This is a genomic window from Vibrio sp. Hal054 (assembly GCF_037162405.1).
Taxonomy (GTDB): domain Bacteria; phylum Pseudomonadota; class Gammaproteobacteria; order Enterobacterales; family Vibrionaceae; genus Vibrio; species Vibrio diazotrophicus.
In genome coordinates this window covers 1243128-1262518 of the sequence record NZ_JARLUT010000002.1, presented here as the reverse complement: position 1 = coordinate 1262518, position 19391 = coordinate 1243128, and the positions used below count along the sequence as shown (strand labels likewise).

General features: G+C 43.5%; 15 protein-coding genes. 5 read left to right on the top strand and 10 right to left on the bottom strand.

Features of this window, described 5'->3' with window-relative positions:
- Positions 1-3 precede the first annotated feature (3 nt).
- From bcsB to P4S58_RS21675, 4 genes are read right to left on the bottom strand one after another with little or no spacing between them, the layout of a single operon-like run.
- A complete protein-coding gene (gene bcsB, locus P4S58_RS21690; protein ID WP_337165703.1) occupies positions 4-2226 on the bottom strand; it encodes a cellulose biosynthesis cyclic di-GMP-binding regulatory protein BcsB in 2223 nt (740 codons plus the stop codon).
- Positions 2226-4331, bottom strand: coding sequence for a UDP-forming cellulose synthase catalytic subunit (gene bcsA, locus P4S58_RS21685; RefSeq protein ID WP_337165702.1), 2106 nt, complete (start codon positions 4329-4331; stop codon positions 2226-2228). The genes bcsB and bcsA overlap by 1 nt, the downstream gene beginning before the upstream one ends.
- 23 nt (positions 4332-4354) lie before the next feature.
- Complete coding sequence (gene bcsQ / locus P4S58_RS21680; protein ID WP_337165700.1) at positions 4355-5158, bottom strand: cellulose biosynthesis protein BcsQ; 804 nt, start codon at positions 5156-5158, stop codon at positions 4355-4357.
- Entirely contained in the window at positions 5158-5532 is a 375-nt protein-coding gene (locus P4S58_RS21675; RefSeq protein ID WP_337165698.1) for a hypothetical protein, read from the bottom strand. The genes bcsQ and P4S58_RS21675 overlap by 1 nt, the downstream gene beginning before the upstream one ends.
- Positions 5533-5822: 290 nt before the next feature.
- Here P4S58_RS21675 and P4S58_RS21670 point away from each other — a divergent pair, with 290 nt between their 5' ends.
- Positions 5823-6590 (top strand): prolyl oligopeptidase family serine peptidase, encoded by a 768-nt coding sequence (locus P4S58_RS21670; RefSeq protein WP_337165697.1) that lies wholly within the window; start codon positions 5823-5825, stop codon positions 6588-6590.
- 192 nt (positions 6591-6782) lie between these two features.
- On the opposite strand, the gene P4S58_RS21665 is transcribed toward P4S58_RS21670, so the two are convergent.
- Together P4S58_RS21665 and P4S58_RS21660 are read right to left on the bottom strand one after the other, a co-directional pair.
- Positions 6783-8189 carry a glycoside hydrolase family 1 protein gene (locus P4S58_RS21665; protein WP_337165695.1) on the bottom strand — a complete coding sequence of 469 codons (1407 nt, stop codon included), beginning with the start codon at positions 8187-8189 and terminating at the stop codon, positions 6783-6785.
- 36 nt (positions 8190-8225) lie between these two features.
- Positions 8226-9644, bottom strand: coding sequence for a PTS transporter subunit EIIC (locus tag P4S58_RS21660; protein ID WP_052404533.1), 1419 nt, complete (start codon positions 9642-9644; stop codon positions 8226-8228).
- Positions 9645-10313: 669 nt separating this feature from the next.
- Between P4S58_RS21660 and licT the strand changes: the two genes are divergently transcribed.
- Together licT and P4S58_RS21650 are read left to right on the top strand one after the other, a co-directional pair.
- Positions 10314-11168, top strand: a complete 855-nt coding sequence (gene licT / locus P4S58_RS21655; protein WP_337165693.1) for a BglG family transcription antiterminator LicT — start codon at positions 10314-10316, stop codon at positions 11166-11168.
- Positions 11169-11173: 5 nt separating this feature from the next.
- Complete coding sequence (locus tag P4S58_RS21650; RefSeq protein ID WP_337165691.1) at positions 11174-13102, top strand: beta-glucoside-specific PTS transporter subunit IIABC; 1929 nt, start codon at positions 11174-11176, stop codon at positions 13100-13102.
- A 52-nt stretch (positions 13103-13154) separates the two neighbouring features.
- Here the strand turns inward: P4S58_RS21650 and P4S58_RS21645 are convergent, their stop codons facing one another.
- From P4S58_RS21645 to P4S58_RS21630, 4 genes are all read right to left on the bottom strand, one after another.
- Positions 13155-13673 carry a c-type cytochrome gene (locus P4S58_RS21645; protein WP_052404531.1) on the bottom strand — a complete coding sequence of 173 codons (519 nt, stop codon included), beginning with the start codon at positions 13671-13673 and terminating at the stop codon, positions 13155-13157.
- A 203-nt stretch (positions 13674-13876) separates the two neighbouring features.
- Complete coding sequence (locus P4S58_RS21640) at positions 13877-14569, bottom strand: hypothetical protein (protein WP_337165689.1); 693 nt, start codon at positions 14567-14569, stop codon at positions 13877-13879.
- Between the two features lie 127 nt (positions 14570-14696).
- The gene (locus tag P4S58_RS21635; protein ID WP_042479753.1) at positions 14697-14981 is read right to left on the bottom strand and encodes a hypothetical protein; all 285 of its coding nucleotides are present in this window, start codon (positions 14979-14981) and stop codon (positions 14697-14699) included.
- Positions 14982-15249: 268 nt separating this feature from the next.
- Positions 15250-16803 (bottom strand): diguanylate cyclase, encoded by a 1554-nt coding sequence (locus tag P4S58_RS21630; RefSeq protein ID WP_337165688.1) that lies wholly within the window; start codon positions 16801-16803, stop codon positions 15250-15252.
- A gap of 480 nt (positions 16804-17283) precedes the next feature.
- Between P4S58_RS21630 and P4S58_RS21625 the strand changes: the two genes are divergently transcribed.
- On the top strand, positions 17284-18348 hold the full coding sequence (locus P4S58_RS21625) for an HlyD family secretion protein (protein ID WP_337165686.1): 1065 nt from the start codon (positions 17284-17286) through the stop codon (positions 18346-18348).
- Positions 18338-19339 carry a DUF2955 domain-containing protein gene (locus P4S58_RS21620; RefSeq protein ID WP_337165684.1) on the top strand — a complete coding sequence of 334 codons (1002 nt, stop codon included), beginning with the start codon at positions 18338-18340 and terminating at the stop codon, positions 19337-19339. Before P4S58_RS21625 ends, P4S58_RS21620 begins: the two co-directional genes overlap by 11 nt.
- The last annotated feature ends 52 nt before the right edge of the window (positions 19340-19391 follow it).

Sequence of the window (19391 nt, the reverse complement as noted above, 5' to 3'; positions counted from 1 at the left end):
CCCCTACTCTTCATTCAAGCGCAGTTCGGCTTTGCGCTGTAGGCGGCTATAAATAGCAAATCCCAAAATTGACGAAACAATCAGAGTCAGCAAAGCGAAAATGGCGCTGTGCTGGTTGGCATACCAGATGGCCATTTTGTACCAAGGTAGCTGACCAGAAGGAAACTGAGGTGCAACCTGAAAACTGGTTGCTCCGTTGTCATCGGTAATGACTGTGGCATCGCCGCGAATAGCCGCGTTGATGGATGCGATCTTCAAGTCTTTATCCAACTTAACCAGTTGCTGATCTGATGAAGCGGTGGCTACAACTACTGTGTAGCTTTCGCTCCAAGGAGACTCAAAACTAATGAAGCCACGCCATGATTCGTTAGACGAGAAGTATCTTTCGGCTTCTTGCTCAGTGAGATTCCAGTTCCCTTGTAACCAACTGATCAACTTATCGCCCATCGATTGAGGCTTAACACGCAACATGTGGTCCTGCTCTTCAAAAGGCGAGTTGGTTAACAACATTCGGTTAAAGCGCGCTTCTTTCATCGAACTCACCGCCAGAATATCTTTGTGCTCAAGTTCCAAACTGCTTGAAGGTGAGCCAAGAATGACGTGGTTTTGGAAAATCACGGTACCTGTTGCTGCACCTGATCGTGCCGTCAAACTAAAGAGTGTTTTTAATTGCTCGTTGCTTGGATTGGCGGGTAACCAAAGTACGGTTCCTGAATAATCCGCTAAGCGTGAAAACGGGAATGACGCGCCAACAAAAAATGACAGGTTAGGTAACAGCGAAAAATGCTGGGTATGGCTCAAATCAATACTCGACGAGTTTTTGATTCGGCTTTGAATATTGCTGTCCATCGATGCACCACAAGGTAAATCAGCTTGTGGTTTGACATCAAAATAGAGCGATAACTGGTTATCGCCATAAATCATGTATGGCTGAATCGGTAACAGCGCGGTTTCCTGACGAGTATCACCACCCAAACGACGCCATAGTTGCTCAAGTATGCCGCGTTGGTTTACTGGCAAATCATTTAAAAACTTACCGTTGAAAACCACGTTCAAAAACGAGTGTTCAGTATCAATCAAAGCGTCGGGAGGGAAGCTGTAATCAATGTTCAGAGGAATGGTTTCCCCGTCCCACAAGAACAAATCGGGCGCTGCACGGAATGAATAATCCAGCGAGTTATGCCAGATACCTTTCGCCACCATGTTTTGCCCTTGAGCACTCAGCTCACTCAGTAGCACAGGTTCTGATGTCGAAATCCAACGCGGCGCATCGTAAGGTTTGCTTTTGGCAATCGCCTCAGATTCCACCACGTATCGCGAGGTTTGTTTTTCAAAATCTAGGCGAGCTAAACGATGTACTGCTGATCGTAATCCATGCTGATCTTTCGCCACAACCAACAGCAACTTATAAAGCGAATTACGTGGGTTTGCCACAACTTGCAACAAAGGTTGCTCTGCATTCGGCAACGTAAGATCACCGATTTTGTCACCCGGCGCACCAAATACAATTGCATTACTCAGAGGTAATTGACCTTTTGAAACCTCAAATGAGACACCACGGTAAGTGGCTTGTACGCCAAACCATGATGACAGAGCTGCTGCCGCGCTCACTTGTTCAGCGGTCAATGACTGAGGAAAGACAAATTGAATTGAGCTATCCAACATATCCTGAGCATCCCAAAATGGGTTTGGGAAGAAGTTTAAATCTGCAGCGATACCTAGCTGCTGCGCACTCAGCTCAAGTTTTGAACTCGGTAGGATTTCAATCTGCTCGGCACGATTATTCTCATTCTGAACACATAAGTTATCCTGCTCACTGATAAGACTGAAGCTCAATGTATTGCGAGAGCTGACTAGCAGTGCTGGTACATTTAACTGATAACTGTTTGCCGTCTGCTGTACTGAAGAGAGTGGAATCGATCCAACTGGTTCGCCGTTAACACGAACCTGCAAGGTGACATCGCTATCCATCAATGAAGTGGACGAGCGTAGGTCTAATGTCATTTGAGCCTGATTAACCAGTTGGTCAATTGGCAAACTGAACATGACACCAGCGTCTTTCTGACCACCGCGAAACACAATACCCTTAACGTAGCCCATATCAGCTAACGTCATTTTGTTTTGATACTGCTGAACGCTGCTATCTTCTTCTACCGATGCCCACGCTTTCACTGGCAGCAGTAAAGAGAACCAAGCTACCAGCATTGTTAGCAAGATATTTTTCATTACGCTTGCTCTCCACTGAGGCGTTTAGATGGGACTGCATTTCTTTTTCGAGACATTCGGTAAGTGGTAAGTGCATCGCACGCTACATCCCAAATACACGAAGCAATCGTCACTAGAGAGCGCAACGGTCTATCTTGTTTGCGTGGAGCACGAACCCAAGCATCAGAGCGAGCCAATACAATACGAACGAGTTCACGACGATGATTTAAAGAAACTTCACTGAACTTCAAGCGATAGCCTTTCTCATTAACACCGATCTGCTCAACAGGAATGGCGATACTGCCTGAGCGAAGTTGAAGTTCAATCGCTTCAACCGCTTCACTTCGTTGATCTGCAGGTAATGCAACCAAGCAGCCACCCATAGAGAGGTCCACCGTATGCGAGCGAGAGAGCACACCGCTAACATAATGAATTACAGCAGGAATTTTCACATCTAAGCGGATGGTTTCACGAATCTGTTTCGTTTCACGACCTGCGGCAATGGCTGCGAGCAAGAAGAATAGTCCATAAACCGACCATCCTACATTGAGTGCTACAACCATAGGATCAGCCACAAAGAATGAATAACCCAAAGCCCGATAGATGCCCCAACCAATACCAATAACCAGTATCGCGGCGGTAATCATATGCGGCTTAACAATGTGAGCATCGAAATAGGTTTTGTCGAGCAAAGCGCCTTTGTCGGTTACGTTGAATTTGCCACGCTTCGGGAAAATCATAGTCACAATGGTTGGAAGCGCTAAGTGGAACGCCAACGCCATATCGTAAATATCACCCCAGAAACTGTATCGTGAACGCCCATTCAAACGGGAAGAGACGAACATCGACATTATAAAATGCGGCAATGCGTAAGAAAAAATCAGGCTTGCTGACGAGTGAATGATATTCAGGTTGAACAGCAAAAACGCGAGCGGCGCCGTCAAGAATACAATTCTTGGCAGCGGGAATAAGAAGTACAACATTGCACTCAAATAGCAGAGACGTTGTTGCAGTTTCAGACCACGACCTAACAATGGGTTGTCAACACGGAAGATCTGTACCATACCGCGCGCCCAACGGTTACGCTGAATAACATGCAAGCCAAGACGCTCAGTCGCTAAACCACCAGCCATCGGAATTGGCAGATAAGCGGTATTCCAACCTAAGCGCTGCATTTTAAGTGCGGTATGTGCATCTTCCGTTACTGTTTCAACAGCAACACCACCAATCTGTTCTAATGCGGTACGGCGTAAAACAGCACATGAACCGCAGAAGAAAGTTGCATTCCACATGTCATTTCCTTGCTGAATCGGACCGTAGAAAAGCTCGCCCTCGTTAGGAATATCATGTTTACCGTACAGATTGCGCTCAAAAGGGTCAGGAGAATAAAAGTGGTGCGGAGTCTGCATTAACGCTAAGTTTGGATCTTTCAGGAAAGCACCCACCGTTGCCTGCAAGAATACCCGAACAGCGACGTGGTCACAGTCAAAAATACAAATCAGCTCACCGTTAGTTTGCTTCAATGCGTTGTTTAAGTTACCTGCCTTTGCGTGCGAGTTGTCGGAGCGAGTGATATACCCAACACCTGCCTGCTGAGCAAACCTTGCAAATTCTTTGCGCTTACCGTCATCAAGGATGTAAACCTTGATTTTATCTTTAGGGTATTCAAGACATTGCGCTGCCAAGACCGTATCGCGAACAACATCCAGTGATTCGTTATAAGTAGGAATATAAACGTCCACCGTCGGCCATTTGCTGCTGTCTTTTGGCAATGGAACAATCTGACGATTCAAAGGGAACGTCGTTTGCAAGTAGCCGAGCAGCAACATTACCCAAGAATAGAGTTCAGCGATAAACAGCCCAGTTCCTAGAATCGCTTCAATCATCGAATTGAAATGTAACGTCTGATCCGCGCGGAAATATAGGTAACGAGTCGAGGTTAAGATGGAAAACAACACCATCACCACAGATACATCACGACGTTTACTGAAATTCAGCAAATACAGTATTACAAGGCTGACAATCGCAAACACGAATTGCTTGTCACTGTCCATTGGCGTGACAACAACCATTGCTGCCAATGGAGACATGACAATGATCAGCAAATATAAAGCTAGCTTATTCATTCTTAATGTTTACCGATCGAGAATTAAATGTGATGTGGGGCTGGAGCGGAGAACATTGAACCATCGTTGGTTACCAATCCGAGTTTTTCAGCCAGTTTTTTACTGATGACTTCAATATCAAAAGCCGCTACAGAAGCATGGTTAACTGACGAAATCGACTGTTGCGCAGCATTTGCTTCAACCACACTTTCATCGCGATGAACAATACCGATAACCGTGTCGTTTAATCGCTGAACCATATAACCTTCAACGTCTTTGCTGACTTTACGGCGATAATCGGCTTGATTGATAACCACAAAGGTATCGGATGCATTTTCTTGCATTGCAATGTCGGCAAAGAGATTTTCAACTTCTGGTAACAACGACAAAGAGGCGGTGTCCGCCAGAAGCGGAGTAACAACCACATCCGCTTTTGGAAGCAATGACTGTAAAGCGTAGATATTTGCCGTAGGTAAATCCGCGACAACAATAAGATCAGGTTGAGCCAGTAACTCTTGCAAACCACGAGCAACAAAAGAAGGCTCTCGAATTAAGCTCATCTCAAACGCAGAACGTTGTTGAATCGTCGTCTTGCCATAAGGCAGCACAAAGACATGATGCGGAGTGGAAAGCAAATGCTTACTCCACATTGCAGACTCACTGGCGGAAGCAACATAACCGGACGTATCCGCAAGAGGAATACCAAACTGCAAGCGCAAAGCATTTTGTGGATCAAAATCCACTGCCACAGTTTTAAGCCCCATAGTCGACAAAGAATGACAAAGGTTTGCCGCCAATGTTGTTTTTCCTGTGCCACCTTTTGGAGAATAAACAGCAATTAAAGGCATTACTCGTTCCCCGCCATGACCAGTGTACTTTCACGCTCTTGAGACAGTCCTGCGGAATGCAACAAACGTTCTAATGACTGCTTAGAAGAAATTTTTGATACTGAATCGAAAATCGAAGCTTCTGACGTTTTCTCAGTCACTCGATTGGTAATAAAGTTCGCATCAAACGAAGTTGAGTGTTCTGCATCATTACTGTTCAAATGATTCAGATGCGCACAATCCTGTGCTTGAGCAAAATAGTGCTCGTCTAACTGATTAAAAATAGCGTAATGAGCCTTAGTCATCTCGTGACCACGAGACGATTCAAACTGCTGAAAATGGGTATTTTGCTGAATTTGTTGCTTAAAACGCTCTAGGTCGTCATAGATGTCCAAGTTACTTCCGTCACACTTAAATAATCAAAGCGCGCATTATGCCAGCATATTAATGGAAGTTATGTCTCATATTTGAATCATCACTATAAGTTATGCACAAAAAATTCAGCAAGAGCTCAAATTTCGACCAAGTAGGTATGTCAATTTCTATCCAGATAAGGGGCGAATCTCGAAAAATGTCTATTGCATCAGTGAAATAGTATCAGCTTGAGTTGACTGTAAGATCACACAATCATGCCAAACCGATTGCTATGATACCGGTTACATTCATCAACTAAAATGGATATATCATGCTAAAGCCTATACTCACTCTAACCATTTCCTTCCTAGCAGTAACTCCGGCACTGGCTGACTGGAATTCGGCTGTCTATAACGACGGAACATTTGACCTTCCGTACCAAATTTATTCACCGAAACAAACAGGAACAAAGCTACCTTTAATCATCCATTTACACGGTAGTGGGGAAGCAGGAACAGATAACCAAGCACAGATGTATCAAGGCACAAACTTTGGACCTCAATATTTCGCGAGCGAGATCAATCAGGCAATTCAAGCCGCTTACGTTCTTGCTCCACAAACACCGAAACCTATGCGCTGGGCTAGCACTACATTAGATCATTATGACTATACGCAGACACCATCAACTCCATCTATGACAGCGCTACTACATCTTATTGATGAGATGATAAAGAACAATCCGGATATTGATGCAAACCGAATTTATATGACAGGGTTATCTCGTGGCGGGCAAGGTGTATGGAATGCAATGATTCAAAGACCAGAACTGTTTGCGGCAGCTCTACCTATCGCAGGGAGCGCAGATCCAAAACAAGCTTATAAAATCAAACACATACCAACATGGGTATTCCACGGCAGTAATGATGAAGTGACCAGTGTTGAATACTCACGAGAAATGGTTGATGCCATCATCAGAGCAGGAGGTTCGACCGCCACAATTCGTTATACAGAAATTGAAAACGGTGGTCATGATTCATCGTGGCAGACTGCGTATAGCAACTCTGACGTGTATAAATGGATGGTTAAAAATCACAAATAACAACAGGTTTGGTTTGTCTCTTCCTAATCAATCAAACTCTTAAATGAATAGCCACCTTCTCAGATTTTTGTAAAAAAAACCACCTTACCAAAAGGTGGTTTTTTATTAGAGTTTTTGCACATTAAATCTGCTAGATGAGGCTCACCAGAGCAGGAGCTTTAGGTGAGCCAATGGGGGGAATGACTATATTTGTTATTGTTTTGGACCTTGCAGAGCTTGTCCTCGAGAGGAAATCACCGACTTGTACCAGTGGAAACTTTTCTTGCGTTTACGTTCTAGTGAACCATTGCCTTGGTCGTCTCGGTCTACATAGATAAAGCCGTAACGTTTCGACATTTGTGCCGTTGAAGCACTGACAAGATCAATCGGTCCCCATGAGGTGTAACCCATGACAGGAACACCATCCTGAATCGCTTCACCAACTTGATAAAGATGATCATTCAAATACTGAATACGGTAGTCATCGATCACTTCACCGTTCTCATCCAACTGATCTTTGGCACCTAAGCCGTTCTCCACGATGAACAGAGGTAGTTGGTAACGGTCATAGAGGAAGTTGAGTAAGTAACGAAGTCCTACTGGGTCGATCTGCCAGCCCCATTCCGAAGCCTCTAGGTACGGGTTAGCAATAATATTCAGCATGTTGCCACTTGCTTTCTCGGCTTCACCTGGATCGGTACTCGCACATCCAGACATGTAGTAACTGAAAGAGATAAAATCGATGGTTTCTTTCAGAGATTCAGTGTCGTCTTCAGTGATGTTAAGTTCGACACCCAATTCTTTAAATTTGCGTGTCATGTAGCTTGGGTAGTAACCGCGCGCCTGAATGTCACCAAACATCAGCCATTCACGGTTTTGAGTCAGCGTATGCATCACATCTTCGGGCTTACAGGTCAGTGGATACTGAATCGCGCCCAAAATCATGTTACCGATCTTGGCATCTGGGATAATGTCGTGACATGCTTTCACCGCTTTTGCACTACCCACCAACTGGTGATGAATCGCTTGGAATCGAGTTTGTTCACTACAATCACGAGGAAGACCAGAACCCGTAAACGGTTCATGCAGCGTAACGTTGATTTCATTAAAGGTTAGCCACAGTTTGACTTTATCTTTGTAGCGTTTGAACAACACCTTGGCATAGTTTTCAAAGAAGCCAATCACTTCTCTGCTAGCCCAACCTTGATATTTATCCGCTAGGTTCAGTGGCATTTCGTAATGAGAAATGGTGACCACCGGAGTAATGTTGTGCTTAGCCATCTCATCGAATACGCGATCATAGTAAGCCAAGCCCATTTCATTCGGCTCAGAATCGTTACCATTCGGGAAGATTCGGCTCCAAGCAATCGACACGCGCAAACAGGTAAAACCCATTTCAGCAAACAGAGCGATGTCTTCTTCGTAACGATTGTAGAAATCGATCGCTACATCCTTGATATTAAAATCGCCTTCTTCGCGGTATACGAGCTCACCAAAGGCACCGAATGGCTGAACATCTGATGTTGACAGACCTTTGCCATCTTTCTTATGTGAACCTTCAATTTGGTTTGCAGCAGTTGCACCACCCCATAGGAATGATTCTGGAAAACTAAAACTCATGAATATATCTCCTTTAAAATTTGGCTTGGGTTGTAATTACGCTCTGGTCGCAACAACCGCTTGTGCGATCTCTTTATTGGCATCGTTGACTTTGCCAAACAGGACAGTCAAAACAGTGGCTAGAACAATTGAGAGCATGGAAGCGAATACCGTTACCCAAAGCGTCAAATCGACACCAGTTGGCGGAATGATTTGTGGGAAAACTAAGATACTTGGTAGCGCGAATGAATAGATGCGGACACTGAAGTAGGCGATGATTGCGGCACCGATGGCTCCCGAAATACAACCAATAACAAACGGGCGCTTTTTCGGCAGGTTAACGCCATAGATAGCAGGTTCAGTGATACCGAACAGGCCAGCAGTGGTTGCAGAACCCGCAATGGCTTTCAGCTTCACATCTTTAGTCATCAAGAAAACACCAAATGCAGCACCAGCTTGTGCAAGTACAGCAGGAACCAGCAATGGCATCATGCTGTCAGAACCCAAAACAGCAAGGTTGTTAAGCAGAACAGGAACAAAGCCCCAATGAAGACCGAAGATAACGAAAACCTGCCAGAACGCGCCCATTACTAAGCCCGCAACAACTGGACTTGCAGCGTAGACAAGCTCATAACCATGCGCTAAAAGTTGGCTCGCATGTGTTGCCGCAGGTCCAATTACTAGGAAAGTCAGAGGAACGGTAACGACAATACATAAAAGAGGCGTGAAGAAGTTCTTTATTGCACCCGGCAGCAATTTATTGAAAACCGTTTCTAACTTGCACGATACCCAAGCGGCAAAAATGATAGGCATAACCGAAGAGGCATAGTTCATAAAGGTGATCGGCATACCTAAAAACGTCAATGCTTCATAGCCCGGAGACTGGGATGCATTAAACGCTGCGATCATACTTGGGTGTACTAGAGCACCGCCAATCGCCATAGTGACAAAAGGACTGCCGCCAAATTTTGCACCAGCGGTATAACCCAGCACGACAGGGAAAAAGAAAAACAAAGCATCACTGCCAGCAAACAAAAGCTGATAAATGCCGCTGTCTGTTGTCGTCCAGCCCGCCGCAATCGCCAAAGCTAATCCCCCTTTGAGGATACCTGACGCAGCCATAATGCCCAGCAACGGGGTAAATATTCCGGAAATCAAATCGATAAAGGTACTCAATAGTCCCTCTTTACCTTTGTTCTCCGTCTTATCTTCTTGTTCATTACCTGTGTCGCCACCCATCTCGGCCTGTATCGCTTTAAAGACCTCATTGACGTGATTACCTATCACAACCTGATACTGTCCACCGCTTTCAACTGCTGTGATAACACCATCAAGTAGTTTTGTTTGTTCCTTGTCCGCTTTCGCGCTGTCATTGAGCTTGAAACGTAACCGAGTCGCACAATGCATTACACTCGCTACATTACTGGTGCCGCCGACAGTTTTAATGATGTCGGTCGCAAGTTGTTGATATGCCATAACTATGCCCTTTTGTTAGATGGGTGATTGCTCACTGACAGGCATAAAAAAACCCGAGGAACCCAAATGCATTACATCTGGGTATCCTCGGGTTTTGCCCTATAGTGGTAACAATCCCGAAAAAACGATAATTAGCCTGAATTTTATGTATAAAAAAACCTGACCACTTACCAAGTAAACTTTGGATAAGCTAAGTCAGGTTTTGCTCGCATTTGCGATAACAATCCGTTTTGGAGTAACAAGGAGCCGATTTAACAACCTTGCCTGCTCTGTTCCGATGGACATTAAATCTACTGTTCATTCAGATCAACTCACTCAACAACCAAATGTGAATCAGATCTGATTCATACCATGAATAAGTATCAAAAGAGCGATAGATATCACAATTGTAACCGGTACCAATAGAGAGTTTGTACCCATTTCAATTCTCTAAGATTATGATGTACCCATAACAAATGACCATACTTCGAACTATTTTGGTGGCAGTATGTAGCCATTCACGCATTCACCTGTATCAATAGAGACGCAAAGATGATGACCATATGCTTTGCCCAAATGACAGCATTATTAGAACCGATAAAAGGCAGAACCTAAGCTTGGAACAAAACGTAGATCGTCTGACCAACTTAGGTTTTTTTATATACAAAATAGTCCAGTAACTTAAATATTATGCGTGTATCAAAAGTATTAAATAATAATGTTCTTATCTCTACTGACTCTAACCAGAGAGAGGTTGTAGTCATGGGTCGCGGTATTGGATTTCAGATGAAGCCCAATGACGAGATCCCTGAGGACAAAATTGAAAAAATCTTCATCCTAGCCAAAAGTGACGACGATAACATCGACAATCGCTATCGGGAGCTATTAGAAAATATACCTCTTGAACTGCTCGCAGCCACAGAGCAAATTGTAGAACTAGCCCAAAATACGCTAACGGGTGAACTGCACCCCAGCATTCGAATTTCTTTAGCCGATCACATTCATTTTGCTATCGAACGTTTGCGCGCTGGCAAGGTGGTTAAAAATGGGATGTTGTGGGAAATTAAACAGCTCTACCCAATGGAGTTCCAGGTCGGCTTAGAAGCATTAACACTCCTTAAAGCAGCGTCGGGCGTGAATTTTTCTGAAGATGAAGCGGGTTATATTGCATTGCATCTAGTTAACGCTCAACTCAATGAAGACATGAACAACACTATCAGTGTCACTAACTTGATTCGCGATATTGTGCAAATGATTAAGTACAATTTAGGCTTGGATCTGAATGAAGACAGCGACGAATTTCGACGACTCGTTACCCATCTCAAGTTTTTCGTTCATAGGCTTATTCATCAAACCACAATTTCTGAAGATGACGACTCGCTTTTCAACACGGTGCGTAACAAATACCCCGCCGCTTTCACCTGTGTTGAGAAAATTAGCCGCTATGTGGATAAAAAATTCAGCCATGCCATGACTTCCGAAGAAATGATGTTTCTGACAATCCATGTTGAACGGGTACGCCGTGCAGCATCTTTAAACGAATAACACATATGGCCCCACAAAATAACTATCACAACCGTCTGGCCGAGCAAATTATTGAACGGGTCGGAGGGGCGTCAAATGTTCAGCAAGTTACTCATTGTACGACGCGTTTACGTTTCCAACTTAGGCATATTCCGGCAGATGCAGTAAAGGAGATTAATAAGCTTCCAGAGGTTATCTCTGTGACACATTCTGGAGGAATGTTTCAGGTTATCGTAGGTTCCCACGTCGAAAAACTGTATCAGTCTCTACTGCCTTTGCTCGAAACATCAGAAAGTACTGGCATTCCCAACCATATGACCAACGTTATTAATACCATTACCAATATTTTCTTCCCTATATTATGGTTGCTCAGTATGGCTGGTATTCTCAAGGGGAGCATTTTTCTACTGGTAAACCTTGGTTGGATGAACGTTGATAGCGGTACTTATCGCATTCTATTTTCGTCTTCAGACGCCGTATTTTTCTTTCTGCCTATACTGTTGAGCTATTCCGCCTCAAAGCATTTCGGTACAAACCCACTGTTTGGTATCGCTATCGCCAGTGCGCTCGTGCATCCAGAGATCAACAACCATGTCAGTTGGCTGTTTTCACAGAAGGTCACTGGTATAGATATCACACCTGAATATTTCCTAGGGTTGCCAGTAGAGTTCATCAACTATTCCAATTCGGTTATCCCCATCTTATTTGCCATCTGGTTTAATGTTTGGCTGGAACGTTCAATTGCTAACAGATTTCCAGACTCTTTTTACAAGTGGCTGACGCCTTTATCGTGCTTGATTATCACTGTACCACTTACATTCCTCGTTATTGGCCCACTCAGTACAGCGGTTGCGAAAGCTCTTTCTTCAGGCGTATTTTTCCTCTATCAGTTCAGCCCTGAAGTAGCAGGTTTCATCATAGGCGCTTTATGGCAGGTTCTGGTTGTTTTTGGTATTCATTGGAGTTTTGTACCGATCATTTTGAACAACATAGCGGTTAGTGGCTACGATGTTCTTCCTCCTTTAATGCTTCCAGCCGCGTTCGGACAAGCTGGCGCGTGCCTTGGCGTTCTGCTAATAAACCGAAGAAAGAAAAAGACGAGTTATGCAGGAACAGCGGCGTTAACCGCTGTGTTTGGTGTGACAGAACCAGCCATTTACGGCATTAACCTCCCTCTCAAGTGGCCATTTATTTTTGGCTGTTTATCAGCGGCAATTGGCTCCAGCATCGTGGCTTATTTTCAGGCCAAAGCGTATTCCCTAGGAATGCCCGGATTATTTCTCATCGTTCAGATTGTTCCACCAACGGGTATCGATGACTCAGTTATCGTCAGCATTCTGGCCGCCATCTTTACCTTGGTTTGTGCAGCCGTTCTTACCTATATTTTTACCCCAATGCTTATAGCCAGTGAGGATTCAGAAACCGCAGAAAATCAAGACAAGCAATCATCTGAATCTGAGCCTAAACAAACAAGTCATTCGAGCCACGATAAAATCAGCCAAGAGCACTTCCAAATTTTCAGCCCTCTAACAGGAAAAGTGCTTCCTCTTAATGAAGTTGAAGACCCAACCTTTGCCAGCGAAATCATGGGACAAGGGATAGCGATCAAGCCTGAAGAGGGTGAGCTGCGTGCACCCTTTAACGGTAAAGTCGTGTCTGTATTTAAAGCCCTTCATTCTATTGGATTGCAAAGTGATGATGGGATTAAAATGCTAATACACATAGGTCTGGATACTGTTAAGTTAGAAGGGCAAGGATTTGAATTACTGGTCGCTGTTGGTGAAGAAATCAAGCTAGGACAACCGCTTATTCTGTTCGATCTGCAGTTACTCCACACTCTGGGCTACGATAGCACCACGCCAATTTTGATCACCAATAGTGATGAATACTTAGATTTCATCGCCACCAGTTCGCCCAATATCAAAAGTGGTGAAACACTGCTCACGATTATCTAAAGATTGTCACAGCAAGAACACTTAAAGCGACACTAGTAATAAGCCATACTCTTTAGTGGTCTTGCTCCGTTTCGGATTCATGATGAGATTCATCGTTAGCTAAATAATCGACCAAGTCGTTCAAGTCGACTTCACTCATCACCCAACGAGGCATCCTTGGATCCAATTCTTCGCCAGACGGCTCAATCCCGCTAGTTATGGCTTTTTTCAGACTCTCTCGCGTATAAGCCTGATGGTCATCATGATCGTCATGGTGGTCACCAAACAAGCTTTCACTCGTCAGAGACGGAGCAACAACCCAAAATGTTGGGTACATTCTTAGACCACCTTCGCGCTGCAAACCATGACAATCAGCACAGGCGACTATGTGCATCCGCGCGTGCATATTGCCACCAAGATTGGTTAGTAAGCGGCCATCTTTGTTTCTTCCGGTGAAATAGATTTGTTCACCGTTGGTAGGATAAGTAATAGATTTATCACTCTCAGAATACATATGACTAAATGCCATGTCACAACCAGTAATCATCAGCGTAGCGAGTAACAATCCAAAACGAGTTTGTCTTGGTAGCATGAGTACACTCCTTTTAGCTCCCTATTAAGCTAAACAATGTTTAGTTCAACAAAGGCACTACAAAGTAAACTGTTACTAAAATAATAGGTTCTATTTGGGGCATTCAGTGTGTTGTGTGTCAAAAACTCACCTTCTATTGAGCTTTTATTATATGTAGTTAACTCACTGAAAATTAGTAAAAACACCCCTGTTCGATAGAAGAGTTAAAACAGTCGCCGCTTTAACTTTTGAAACACGGAGCGACCCAACGCATTTTTTAACTCATTAATTAGCTTTTGATTTACTTGATTGGTGTAGCATTCAAATGTTCCGTACTCATATCCATTAGCCACATCAAAGCCAGCGGATTGTGCTTGCTTCAAAAATAGCGATTTACCAAACCATTCATGCTTAATCTCTGAATCATCCACGCCAATATAAGGTCCCCAAGTAACCGTTATATAAGGGTCATTTTCGAGCAATAAATAAAGAAATGAATTAAGCACATAGGAAATGGTGATGCTCTTTAGAAAAAAATTTCCTCTGGGATCGATTTGTTCATGAAGCTCAGCTTCAGACGGAAGAATGTCTTTTACTACTTTATGGCACTGCTCCAGAGTCATTTCTGAGCGTTGTAGTGATAGCGTCATTTGCGCATATCGGTCTGATATAGAGGTGGTAGAGATCAAGTCTTTATACGCTTTTGAACAACATATTTTTTGGAAGGCGCTGGCTTGTGCTTCCACCAGCATTGTACTCACAAATTTATCAGATTCGCGAAGAAGCTTCTTGGACAGCATGGGAAACAATCGTTTCAATCGCTCATGGTTAAAACTTTTACCATCAAACAAACCGGAAAGATCAACATTACTTGAAGTCAGCCTCTCCTCTATCAACTTTCGAATGTCATTTTCCATACAACAACCAACATAAAAACAGCGAGATAGTGCGTTAAGTCTCCCTGTTGTTCAGCGGCTTAACGTTCGAGAAAGAGTGACGGTTTCATGCACCCTGAAAAGTTAAAAACAAGCTGGTTATATACGTTCACCACCAACTTCTTACAGGATGAGTCAGCCATGTAATCACTTCGGTTGTGTAGGCTTTTTGCAGCCAATCACCGAAACATAACCGAGTAACGGTACAAAAAGGTTCATCAAGTTCGGCGATATAGCTTAAAGTATCTATCACTTCATTTTTGGAAAGCGCGGTGTCTAAAAACCAACACTCTTCGTTGAGTTTAACCGCCTTAGACCCATTCAATACTTCTTCAATAATAGCTTTAGCTTGTTCAGTCGATTTTGTTCCATAACCAATTGAATACACGGACATAGTTATACCTATTAGTGTCATCGCTCCAATCATTGAACAATAAATCACCAAGCGATCAGACAAAACCATTTCGTGTTTATTTAAGCGGCTTCTGACAAAAGATGTAGGGCTTTAAGAAAAATCGATGGCGAGAAGCGCTGGAAGGAAGGTTATCTCATCGGTCACTTACAGCAGCTCGATACCCGTTAATCCCAAGATAAACCAAGATGAAATAGCCCAACATTCGGGCCATTCGGAAGTAAAGGTGTAGCGGTGTAGATGTGCGAAGTTACAACATGGAGAAGTACTTTCTATCCTCAATCAGGATGTGCTGAGTCACCATTTCATACATGATGAAGTGAAGAAGTTCACTGTCTCTGACTTGGCCATTAAGAAAATGGTTTGATAGTCTTCTAGCTCTGTCTATCAGCTTTTCATGAAGCTCAATGTGATGTTTACAGTCTGAATATCCTGCTTTTTGGAATATAGCTTCTTCATCCTTGAAATGCAGCTCAATATCAGAAATCAGGCAATCCACTAGCTTGGATATCTCTGATTTTTCTCTATTGTCCAAAATCGCCTGCAATAGAATATTCGAATGTTCAAGTAACGCTCTGTGCTGAGTATCGATCACTGCATTACCTGATTCGTAAGCGGGTCGCCATACTAACTGCACAATATTGGTTTTGGATGTATCGAATTCAGTTGGAGCATTCTCTACTTCAACACGATTTCGACCGGTCGATTTTGCGCGATATAACGCTTGATCAGCGCGATCTAACCATGAACTCCAAGAATCCGAAGGCTGGCAAATCGCCAGCCCAATACTCGCTGTAACACGCAGACCATAGGGAAACTCATGCTTTTCAACAGCCGCTCTAATTCGTTCTGCCAATGGCGCTGCATTAACAAACCCGCTGTTAGGTAACAGGACAACAAACTCTTCCCCACCCCAGCGAGCCAGAATATCCGTTGTTCGAATACAAGACTGAACGACAGCGCAAAACTCTTTCAACACCAAGTCTCCCGTGGCATGCCCATACTGGTCATTGACTTGTTTAAAATGGTCTAAATCTACCATAAGAAGCGACGTAGGATGCCCATAGCGTTCTAGCCTTGCTATCTCCTGTGGAGCCTCTTCTTCTAGCCGAACTCGATTCCATACCCCTGTCAGCCGGTCTTTCATTGCCATCTGCAGGATATGCTCATCGGCACGTTCCTTAATCATCAAAACAAAGCCGTTAGACATAAGGATTAATGACATGAATGCCCCAAAGAATGTAGCAACCTGAATAGGTGTTTGATGCAACATACTAGAGATATCATTTGGCTTGATCATAACGCTGAGAATACGCGCCGATAACACAACAATAATTACAGTAAGGCCAGCCACCACGAGATATTTGCCTCGCCCACTAACAACCCTTTTACGGTTCATTAAGAAAGACAAAACCCAAGCACACTGACTACTGAAAATTAGGCCACTAACGATGATTCGAGCGCTAATATCATCCATGAGAAAGGAAAAAATAATCGCTAAAACTAAAGGGGGGCCAACCAACACAACTTTGGAGATTTGGCGATGCAAAAACTCCCCAATCGCGGCAGTAAAAAAAGAATAGCTGGCTGAGAGAGCAGTGTTAGCAACAAGAACAGAGATAAACTCAGGAGCTTGTCCTCGTAAGAAGAACAGAACATAAACCAGAGTGTGAAGTGCTAAACCTATCGTCCACAATAATAGTTCTTTATGTTCTTTTGCCCGTGTGACTGAGCCTACAGATAACGTCAACGTACCCGCAGTTGCAATGATTATTAGAAAAATAGTAGGTATGTGAATAGTCATCCGTTCGCCATGAGTATCATCTATGTTGCATTCCGTTTTGCAATAGGTAGAAATTAATCAAAATGCTATCTACCAAGATTGATTTAACACCAAAAGCAGACCTGAACCCAGTTAGCCTCAAGTACAACATGACGAAATAATTAAAGTAGATATAGCTGGCCGCTAGCTTACTAAAATAGTAAATGCCAATAAACCGAATAGTTCTCAAGCATGAGTTTTAAATATCAATACTGAATCAAAAAGTGTTTAAAAAGATAAACAAAGAGCCATTACAAACGTTAAAGCTAAACCAGTCATATCTCATATAACAGAGTTATCCAGTTGAATAATATGAGGTAGTAAGCAAATACTCATCAAATAAACCTCTATACTCTTCTTATTCAATGCGCTTTCCTATTTTTTAACCATTTTTAGTCACCACTTCCAAGCGTTGGTCATTCTTTTAAGTGATGAAATTGAAGAATTGAAAGAAGGTATATCATGTCAAAAACGGAACAGTCATCAAGAAAGTTGAGCTTCTATGTAATAGCGATAGTACTTATAGCTTGGATGTATAGTTTGTGGTCCGACAGGGTCACACCGATGACCAGTATCGCTCGGGTTCATTCCTATTTGGTTCGCATTGCTCCGGAAGTATCCGGAAATGTCATTGAAGTGAAAATTAAAGATAACCAAGTAGTGAGAGCTGGCGACGTACTGTTTAGAATTGACCCAAGAAACTATGAGTTAGCCGTTCGTTCTGCTCAGGCAAATTTGGAGCTAGCTGGTCAGAATATAGGAGCCAGCACTGCTGCGGTTGAAGTTGCACAAGCAAAAGTAACGGATGCGATTGCCGCGCGAAATAATGCCAGAGAACAAACCGCTCGGATTTCTGAACTTGCATCAAAAGGTGTTCTAAGTAAATCCGAACTTGATAATGCTATCGAAGCACGTTCACGGGCACAGGCACAGGCAGCGCTCAATGCTGCTGAAGCTTCCTTAGAACAAGCCAAGCAAAATCTAGGGCCTAAGGGTAATAACAACCCTCAACTCCTAGCGGCTATGGTTGGGCTAGAGAAGGCACAACTCGACTTACAGAAAACAGCGGTTATCGCTCCTTCAGATGGCATCGTCACTAATGTTCAACTCACGGTTGGTCAGCAAGCCAATATTGGCTCACCGATGTTAACGTTTATCGACCCAAGAGAAATCTGGATCTCAGCTCAGGTAAGAGAGAACTCATTGGAGTTCATAAAACCCGGTCAGCAAGTCAAAATAGTGCTTGATTCAATGCCCGGTCGAGTGCTGGACGGCAAGGTTTATAGCTTAGGATGGGGAACTGGCGACAGTAATAATGTTGATAGTACAACGGGTTTTATTAAAGCAGATGCCAAATCACTCAACGCACAGCGTTACCCAGTTAATATTGTGTTTGACGAAATCCCCGAAAACATTCGCTATGGCTCGCAAGCAACCGTAGCCTTCTATACAGAGCAAAGTGGACTCGGTGAGTTTCTTGCAGGTTTGTGGATGAGAATGGTCAGTGTGTGGACTTATGTTTCATAGCAGCGTTAATCCAGTCGTTAAGATAATCTTTACACCGCTTCTGTTACTTTTCTATTTGAAATACACAGGGCACCCAATGCCGGTTCTAGCCCCTGTATTCGTGGTCATACTTTTAACGACAATACCTTCAAAGCCCCCTATGAGTCTGGTGTTTCAACTCGTTACGGTGTTAATACTTATTAGTGTCATGGTGGTGTTTTTTGCCCAAATGTTTGCCGGGACACCAACTGGGTACGCGCTTTTCCTTTGGGGAATTCTCACTTGGAGCTATCACCGTAGTCACAATAATCCGCAGGATATTGTCTCCAATCTGGCGCTGATTGTGCTCATCATTGCAACCGTAGTAAGCAAGCAGATGCATTTTCCGATCGATGCTGTACCTGCGGTGTTAATCCAAGCATTTGTTGTCGCGCTCATCGTCACATTCCTTGCCCACTTTCTTTTTCCGGGGGACGCACAAGATATCAAGCCTGATGAGCCAGCGAAGGGAACTGAAAGCCCTCTAAGTGTAGCCATGTTTAAAGCTACCGCCATGTGTTTGATTCTTGCCGCTCTTATTGGTATTGGTGGCTCACAAACCATGCTGATCGCAATAACGATAAGCAGCATGCTTAAACTACCGTTAATCAATCATCACAAAGATTTCGTTTATCAGAGACTGATAACGACAGCTACAGGGATCTTATTTACCTTACCAACAATGTTCTTATGCAGCTTTGGTGCGCCGGAGTGGGTCGTATTGGGAGTATCGTTATTTTTGGGTATTCAACTGGCTTGTTACGCATATCGCCGTGATTCGCATTCAACCATTTATCAGCTATTGGTGATGAACTTTGTCGTCATCACTTATCAGGTTGTACAAAATGTTGGCATCGATTCCTTTACATCGGGATTTATGCGACTGGTATCCATCAGTATCGCCATTTTCATTGGAGCGCTGATACTGAGACTCATCAATCCAGCTCGACAAATTGTAGAGTCTAAAAATTAAGTAAACCTATAACTAAGCCAATCGCCTTGATAAGTATGACCTAAGAAAACGA